This window comes from Microbacterium sp. ZW T5_56 (assembly GCF_044987425.1).
Classification (GTDB): domain Bacteria; phylum Actinomycetota; class Actinomycetes; order Actinomycetales; family Microbacteriaceae; genus Microbacterium.
In genome coordinates this window covers 64,585-71,769 of the sequence record NZ_JBJDRI010000023.1, presented here as the reverse complement: position 1 = coordinate 71,769, position 7,185 = coordinate 64,585, and the positions used below count along the sequence as shown (strand labels likewise).

The 7,185-nt window shown below is 66.8% G+C and carries 7 protein-coding genes and 1 tRNA gene; 5 read left to right on the top strand and 3 right to left on the bottom strand.

Annotated features, from left to right (window positions below):
• Positions 1 to 775 (bottom strand): extracellular solute-binding protein (locus ACI3KU_RS12330; RefSeq protein WP_404922592.1); only part of this gene is annotated, 775 nt, incomplete at its 3' end.
• A gap of 442 nt (positions 776 to 1,217) precedes the next feature.
• Positions 1,218 to 1,301: transfer RNA gene (locus ACI3KU_RS12325), tRNA-Leu, on the bottom strand.
• Between the two features lie 123 nt (positions 1,302 to 1,424).
• On the opposite strand from ACI3KU_RS12325, the gene ACI3KU_RS12320 reads away from it, so the two are divergent.
• Positions 1,425 to 2,720, top strand: coding sequence for a M20/M25/M40 family metallo-hydrolase (locus ACI3KU_RS12320; protein ID WP_404922591.1), 1,296 nt, complete (start codon positions 1,425 to 1,427; stop codon positions 2,718 to 2,720).
• Positions 2,721 to 2,723: 3 nt separating this feature from the next.
• Positions 2,724 to 3,560, top strand: a complete 837-nt coding sequence (locus ACI3KU_RS12315) for an undecaprenyl-diphosphate phosphatase (RefSeq protein WP_404922590.1) — start codon at positions 2,724 to 2,726, stop codon at positions 3,558 to 3,560.
• Positions 3,561 to 3,587: 27 nt separating this feature from the next.
• Here the strand turns inward: ACI3KU_RS12315 and ACI3KU_RS12310 are convergent, their stop codons facing one another.
• Entirely contained in the window at positions 3,588 to 4,448 is an 861-nt protein-coding gene (locus tag ACI3KU_RS12310) for a PAC2 family protein (protein ID WP_404922589.1), read from the bottom strand.
• Positions 4,449 to 4,504: 56 nt separating this feature from the next.
• Here ACI3KU_RS12310 and ACI3KU_RS12305 point away from each other — a divergent pair, with 56 nt between their 5' ends.
• Genes ACI3KU_RS12305 through ACI3KU_RS12295 form a run of 3 tightly spaced genes read left to right on the top strand, consistent with a single transcriptional unit; the run spans position 4,505 to position 7,134 of the window.
• The gene (locus tag ACI3KU_RS12305) at positions 4,505 to 5,173 is read left to right on the top strand and encodes an HAD family hydrolase (RefSeq protein WP_404922588.1); all 669 of its coding nucleotides are present in this window, start codon (positions 4,505 to 4,507) and stop codon (positions 5,171 to 5,173) included.
• On the top strand, positions 5,170 to 6,171 hold the full coding sequence (locus ACI3KU_RS12300) for a tRNA (adenine-N1)-methyltransferase (protein ID WP_404922587.1): 1,002 nt from the start codon (positions 5,170 to 5,172) through the stop codon (positions 6,169 to 6,171). The genes ACI3KU_RS12305 and ACI3KU_RS12300 overlap by 4 nt, the downstream gene beginning before the upstream one ends.
• Before the next feature lie 21 nt (positions 6,172 to 6,192).
• Positions 6,193 to 7,134 carry an FKBP-type peptidyl-prolyl cis-trans isomerase gene (locus ACI3KU_RS12295; RefSeq protein WP_404922586.1) on the top strand — a complete coding sequence of 314 codons (942 nt, stop codon included), beginning with the start codon at positions 6,193 to 6,195 and terminating at the stop codon, positions 7,132 to 7,134.
• Positions 7,135 to 7,185: the final 51 nt, after the last annotated feature.

The window sequence follows — 7,185 nt, the reverse complement described above, 5'->3', positions numbered from 1 at the left end:
ACTCGGTCAGAATCGCCTGCAGCGTGGGGTGGGACCAGCAATCCTCGGCAAGATTCTCCAACGGCAACCGCACATCATCACCCGACTGAATCACAGCCGAATCGATCACGAACGTCTGATAATACGTCGCGGCTTCCTTGCCCCACAGGAACAAGTACTTACCCTTCTCCTTCGCCGCAGCACCCAGCGTCTTCAGGTCCTGCCACGTCTTCGGCGGCTCCCACCCGTTCTCCTCGAACAACGACGCCGAATACCACAACCCATACGTCGTGAACACATAGTTCAACGCCGCGAACTTGTCACCAAACGTGCCGGGAGCCTTCACACCATCAAACAACGTGTCAGCGATCTTCTCACCCTCGAGATTGTTCGCCTCCAACACCTCGCTGAGATCCTCCAACTGCTCCAGGATCGTGTTCCAACCAATCGAGTTCGCACCCGAGTTATCGATCAGATCCGGCGGGTTACCACCCACAAACCGCGGCTGCAGCTCCTGAGCGATCTTCGTGGAGGCCGAGACCTTCACACTCACACCCGACAAACCCTTGTTCGCCTGCATGATCTTCGCAGCGTTCTCGACGTAATCCACGCCGTAACCACCATCAAAAATCACCGCATCAACACTCGAATCCGCAGCAACACCAAACGGATTATCCGCCGTAACCTCACCCGCCGGAGCGGACGAGCCACCCGTCCCGCCGCCCGGAGCCGCACACGACGCCAACGTCAATCCGACTGGCACCAGCACCGCTGCGACGGCCGCACCACGCAGCACCGTACGACGGCTGAGGAAAACTTCTGACTGGTTCATTGCACGCCTTCTTCCGATGCAGGGGCGTGTTCGGCAGGCGCTTGCGATCCGGATCGGTGGATCCGGTTCCACCTGCGGCTTGACGCCCCGATCAATGTGAGAACGAGGACATGCTCACACGTGCGTGTTTCGCCGGAGTTTCGTATGGGTTCCAAACAAACTCCGTCTGTGATGCTGGATGTGAGCGCAAACAGCGGTCGGCGATGCCCGAACCCGTCACGCCGTCCCGGTCCCGCAGCGATGCCGGCCGCTGGAAGATGCAAAAGGCATCGCGCACGCCGAGCGCCGATGCGTTTTCCCACTCTCAGCAGGGGAGCAGCGTTCCAGCCAGACAGCTCCCGCTCCAGGCAAACAAAAGAGCCCCGGAAATTCCTGGTCAGACCAGATTCTTCCGGGGCTCATCACGTGCGCGAAGGGGGACTTGAACCCCCACGCCCTTTCGGGCACTAGCACCTCAAGCTAGCGCGTCTACCTATTCCGCCACCCGCGCGTGATGTTCTGTTGCAGCCGTGCCGGTCTGTTTCCAGGCCGTTCCGACAAGAGACGACTTTAGCACGACTGTTCGTGACGTCGCGAACACGGGCCGACCTCGGGCGTGCCGTACCGTGGAGACATGGCCCAGGATGAGACTCCCGAGGTCGCGCGCATCGCCGCCGATCTGATCCGATTCGACACGAGCAACTACGGCGGGGGACGCGCCAACGGCGAGCGCGAAGCCGCCGAGTACGTGGTCGCCTACCTCGGTGCGCTGGGGTTGCAGACGGAGACCTATGAGTCCGCGCCAGGACGTACGAGCGTGATGACCCGCATCGCGGGACGCGACTCCTCCAAGCCCGCGCTCGTCGTGCACGGCCACCTCGATGTGGTGCCTGCAGTAGCGGCGGATTGGAGCGTCGACCCCTTCGCCGGTGAGATCCGCGATGGGCTGCTCTGGGGTCGCGGGGCGGTGGATATGAAGGGCATGGACGCCATGATCCTCACCGCGGTCGCCGAGATCGTTCGTGCGGGAGAGAAGCCCGAGCGTGACCTCATCGTGGTGTTCTTCTCCGATGAGGAGGCCGGCGGCGAGTACGGATCCGCTCGCGTGGTGGAAGAGCGTCCCGAGTGGTTCGTCGGTGCCACCGAGGCGATCAGCGAGGTGGGCGGATACTCCGTCGATGTCGCCGGGCAGCGCTCCTACCTGCTGCAGGTGGGGGAGAAGGCCCTGCTGTGGTTGCGGCTGAGCGCATCCGGTGCCGCGGGGCACGGCAGCGGCTACCACCGCGACAACGCGGTCACCAAGCTGGCACGCGCAGTGGCGCTCCTCGGTGAGCGCGACTGGCCGGTCGTCCTCACCGACACCACGCGCGAGCTCGTTGCGCGCATCCGCGAGATCGCCGGGGCAGACACCACGGACCCCGACGAGCTGGCTGCCTTCGCCGGCGCGGCGCAGCGATTCCTGCGCTCCTCCTGGCGCACCACGACGAACCCCACCGGTCTGACCGCCGGCTACAAGCACAACGTCATCCCGGATCACGCCGAGGCGCTCATCGATGTGCGCGTGCTGCCCGGAACGGAGGCGCAGTTCCTGGTGGAGCTGCGCGAGCTGCTGGGGGAGGACATCACGGTCGAAACGGTGGTCGGCGACGTCGGTCTGGAGACGCCGTTCGCCGGCGATCTGGTCGAGGCGATGATCGCCGTGCTCGGCCGTCACGACCCAGGCGCGCCGGTGCTGCCATACCTGCTCTCCGGCGGCACCGACAACAAGGCGCTGGGCCGGCTCGGCATCACGGGATACGGCTTCGCTCCGCTGCGCCTCCCAAGCGACCTGGACTTCACGGGTATGTTCCATGGAGTCGATGAGCGAGTGCCCGTCGACTCACTCGTGTTCGGTCAGCAGGTGCTGATCGACCTTCTGCGGAGCTACTGATTCATGCACGTTCTCGAGGCGATCATCCTAGGCATCGTCCAGGGTCTCACTGAGTTCCTTCCCATCTCCTCCAGCGCCCACCTGCGCATCGTGGGACTCATGCTCCCTGGCGGGGCTGATCCGGGAGCGACCTTCACCGCGGTGACCCAGCTGGGCACCGAGCTGGCGGTCATCATCTTCTTCTGGCGCACGATCGTGCGGATCATCTCGCGCTGGGCGCAATCGCTCACCGGGAAGGTCCCGCGTAACGACGCCGATGCCCGTATGGGCTGGCTGGTGATCATCGGCACCATTCCGATCGGCGTGGTCGGCTTCCTCGCGCAGGAGCAGATCCGTGGACCCTTCCGCAATCTGTGGCTGGTGGCCGGCGTCCTCATCGTGTTCGGTCTGATTCTCGGCCTCGCCGACTACCTGGGCAAGAAGAATCGCGAACTCCAGGACCTCACCTACCCGAGCGGGCTCGCGTTCGGTCTGGCTCAGGTGCTCGCGCTCATCCCCGGCGTCTCGCGTTCCGGGGCCACCACCACGATGGGTCTCGCGCTCGGCTTCTCCCGCACCGCGGCCGCCGAGTACTCGTTCCTGCTCGCCATCCCGGCTGTTTTCGGCTCGGGACTCTACGAGCTCTACAAGAGCTTCGATGAGACCGGCCAGACCTACTCGATGGGCGACACGGCGATCGCGACCATCGTCGCCTTCGTGGTCGGCATCGTCGTCATCAAGTACCTGATGCAGTACCTCAAGAAGGGCAGCTTCCTGCCGTTCGTGATCTACCGCGTGGTGTTGGGCGTCCTGCTGATGATCCTGCTCGGTCTCGGCGTGATCCCGGCGATCTCCGCCTGATCCGCTTCGGCCCGATGGCCCGCCGCGTCACGGACGCTGCGGGCCATCTCCGTCTCGTCGAAGGTAACGCTCGAACTCACGTGCGAGCGCATCGCCCGTCGCATCGGGGGAGTCCCACTCGTCCCGAGCGCGCTCCAGTTCGCTGACGTACGCCGCAAGTTCCTCGTCTTCCGCGACCGCAGCGTCGACGGCCGCTTCCCACCGACGCCCCTCGGCCTCGAGGGAACCGTGCGAAGGTTCCGTGCCCGTGATCTCTCCGATCGCCGCGATCAGGGCGAGCGCGCCGAGCGGGCTCGGTCCCTGTCCGGCGGTGTAGTGCGGCAGGCTCGCCCAGAGACTGAGGCCCGGCACGCCGACGCCCTCCATCGCGAGCGACAGCACCGAGAGGATGCCCACCGGTCCCTCATACTGCGACCGCTCGAATCCGGATTCGCCGCGGATGTCCGCGTTGTCGCTCGACCCCTGGACGGGTACCTTCCGGGTGTGTGGGACGTCGGAGATCATGCCGCCGAGAGTGACGAAGCCGGTGACATCGGCAGCCAGTGCCTGATCGACGACCTCCGCGGCGAAACCCTGCCAGGCACGCGCAGGCTCCGTGCCGGACAGCAGCCAGACCTCGGGGGTCGAGCCGTCGATCGGCCGCCACAACGACGCGCCCGGCCAGGTGAGGACGCGCTCGCCGCTCGCACCGTAGGAGACCGCGGGACGCGTGTACTGGTAGTCGAAGTACAGCTCAGGATCCACCGACCAGACCTTCTCGTACGAGCCGGCCTCGCGGAGCGCGCTGAGCGCACTGGTCGCAGCCTCGCCCGCGTCGTTCCAGCCGTCGAACGCGGCGACGAGGATCCGGGATCCGAGCCCGTGGAGCGGGCGATGCCTGTTCGTCATCGCTCCAGCTTAGGCAGGTGCCGGGCGGCTGGGGCGGCAACGGCTAGGCTGGTGCAGTGACTGCGCCCTCTCTCTCCGCTGTGCTCTGGGATATGGACGGAACCATCGTCGACACCGAACCGCTGTGGATGGCGGCGGAAACGGCTCTCGTGGGCTCGTTCGGCGGCAGCTGGGACCACGAGCAGGCCCTGCAGCTGGTCGGCATGGGCCTCGACACCTCCGCACGCGTCCTGCAGGATGCCGGCGTGCGCATGTCGGAAGGCGCGATCATCGACCACCTCACCGATGCGGTGATGGAGCAACTCGGCCGGGGGCACGTCGTTTTCCGTCCGGGAGCTCGCGAGCTGCTGGCGGCGAATCGAGCTGCCGGGCTCCGTAATGCGCTGGTCACGATGTCGCATCGTCGCATGGCGCTCGTCGTCGCGGGCCTCCTTCCGGACGAGACCTTCGACCTTGTCGTCGGCGGAGACGAAGTCCCGCGCCCGAAGCCCTTCCCCGACCCGTATCTGCAGGCGGCTGAAGCACTCGGCATCGAGCCGAGGCAGGCCGTTGTGATCGAGGATTCCCCGGGCGGCACGCGCTCGGGCGTTGCCGCCGGAATCGCCACGATCGGCGTTGCGCACATGGTTCCCCTGGAGGGGCTCGGCGCCACCGTGCTCTGGCCCACTCTTGCTGACCGCACCCCGGAAGACCTCCGCGGTGTGCACGAAAGGTTCACCCGATGACTTCCGCACGCCCCACCGGCCCGTTCCGCCTCGGCGATCGGGTGCAGCTCACCGGCCCGAAGAACCGGATGCACACCATCACCCTCAAGGAGGGTGGCGAACTGCACACCCACCATGGCGTGCTGGCGCACCAGGACCTCATCGATCTGCCGGACGGCTCGGTGGTGCTGAACAGCAACGGCCACGAGTATCTCGCCCTCCGACCGTTGCTGCGTGACTTCGTGATGTCCATGCCGCGCGGGGCCGCCATCGTCTACCCGAAGGACTCGGCACAGATCGTGTCGCAGGCCGACATCTTCCCGGGGGCCGTGGTGGTCGAGGCCGGCGTCGGCTCCGGCGCCCTCTCGCTGTCGCTGCTGCGGGCGATCGGCCCCGAGGGTCGCCTGTACTCCTTCGAGCGGCGCGAGGAATTCGCCGATGTCGCGCGCGCGAACGGCGAGACGTTCTTCGGCTCCGTGCCGGAGAACTGGTCGATCGCCCTGGGCGACCTCGCCGAGGCGCTGCCCGAGACGGTCGGTGCCGGGTCGGTCGACCGCGTCGTGCTCGACATGCTCGCGCCGTGGGACTGCATGGACGCGGTGGCCGAGGCTCTCGCGCCCGGTGGCGTGGTCATCTGCTACGTCGCGACCGCAACACAGTTGTCTCGCGTGGCTGAGTACATCCGCGGCATGGGCGTCTTCACCGACCCGGAGGCCAGCGAGACGATGGTGCGCGGGTGGCACGTCGAGGGCCTCGCGGTGCGTCCGGATCACCGCATGATCGCCCACACCGGCTTCCTGCTCACGGCTCGTCGTCTGGCACCGGGCACGGTCGCTCCCGAGGTGCGTCGTCGAGCTTCCAAGTCGAGCTACTCGGACGAGGACGTCGAACTCTGGACCCCGGGCGCGGTGGGGGATCGCTCGATCACCGACAAGAACCTCCGCAAGCGCGTGCGCGAAGCGGAGAAGGGTGCCGCTGGTGCGCGCATCGCTCGCGGCGACGCGTCCAGCGAAGCCTGAACGGGATCGTAGACTGACATGGTGCGCAAGATCTCTGCCGTCATTCCCGTCATCGCTCTGACCGCGATTGCCCTGGTCGGCTGCGCCCCCGCGGCGGGCACGGCCAACTCGGCCGGCTGCACACCGTACTCGCAGCCCGGGCCCATCACCTCCGCGGTCACCGTCAGCGGGGGGTTCGGTGAGGCGCCGAAGCTCGAAGGACCGAGCGCGATGAACGTGACCGCGGTGGAGCGCGACGTCCTGATCGCGGGAGACGGCCCGCAGATCGTGTCGCAGAACCAGGTCATCGATCTGACGTACATGCTCATGCGCTCGAGCGATGGCATGAACGGCGAGCCCACCAAACAGGGACTGGGCACGGTCGGCACCTTCGGCCAGCAGGCTCCCACGCTGGGGGAGCAGCTGATGTGCGCTCATGAGGGCGATCGTCTGCTTCTCTCGTTGCCGGCGGAGCTTCTGGGCACCGGGAGCGGAATGACGGCGAGCGAGGGGCTCGTGGTCGCGGTGGACATCACGCGCGTCTATCCGGATCGTGCATCAGGCACGGACGTCTTCAACGGCACCTGGGGGCTCCCGTCAGTGGTGCGCGCGCCGGACGGTCGTTCGGGCGTCGTCGTGCCCGACAGCGCTGCTCCGTCGACCACGGCGGTCGAGACGCTGATCCGCGGGGATGGCGCCGAGCTCACCGCCGACGATGCGGCTCTGCTCAACGTGTTGGGCGTGAGCTGGACCGGCAAGACGCAGTTCCGCTCGTCGATCGATGACGGCGGTCCGACCGTGTCCGCGTCCGGTGACCTGCCGAAGGCTGTTGCTGACGCCCTGGTCGGCGCGACCGTGGGTTCGCAGCTCATGGTCGTCGTGCCGGCAGACGAGGCCGCCAGCGACGCCGCCGACACGAAGGCGCCGAAGGACACCGCGTTGATCTACGTGGTGGACGTGCTCGGCACCCTGCCCTCGTCCTGACGCCCGGCTGGCACGGACGCGCAGCGGTCGCTGACGCGCCTCCCACCCCGA

Bases quoted from the DNA above. Each gene is read 5' to 3' on its own strand.
- ACI3KU_RS12320 (WP_404922591.1), top strand. From the start codon at position 1,425: ATGGCCCAGGATGAGACTCCCGAGGTCGCGCGCATCGCCGCCGATCTG.
- ACI3KU_RS12315 (WP_404922590.1), top strand. From the start codon at position 2,724: ATGCACGTTCTCGAGGCGATCATCCTAGGCATCGTCCAGGGTCTCACT.
- ACI3KU_RS12310 (WP_404922589.1), bottom strand. From the start codon at position 4,448: ATGACGAACAGGCATCGCCCGCTCCACGGGCTCGGATCCCGGATCCTC.
- ACI3KU_RS12300 (WP_404922587.1), top strand. From the start codon at position 5,170: ATGACTTCCGCACGCCCCACCGGCCCGTTCCGCCTCGGCGATCGGGTG.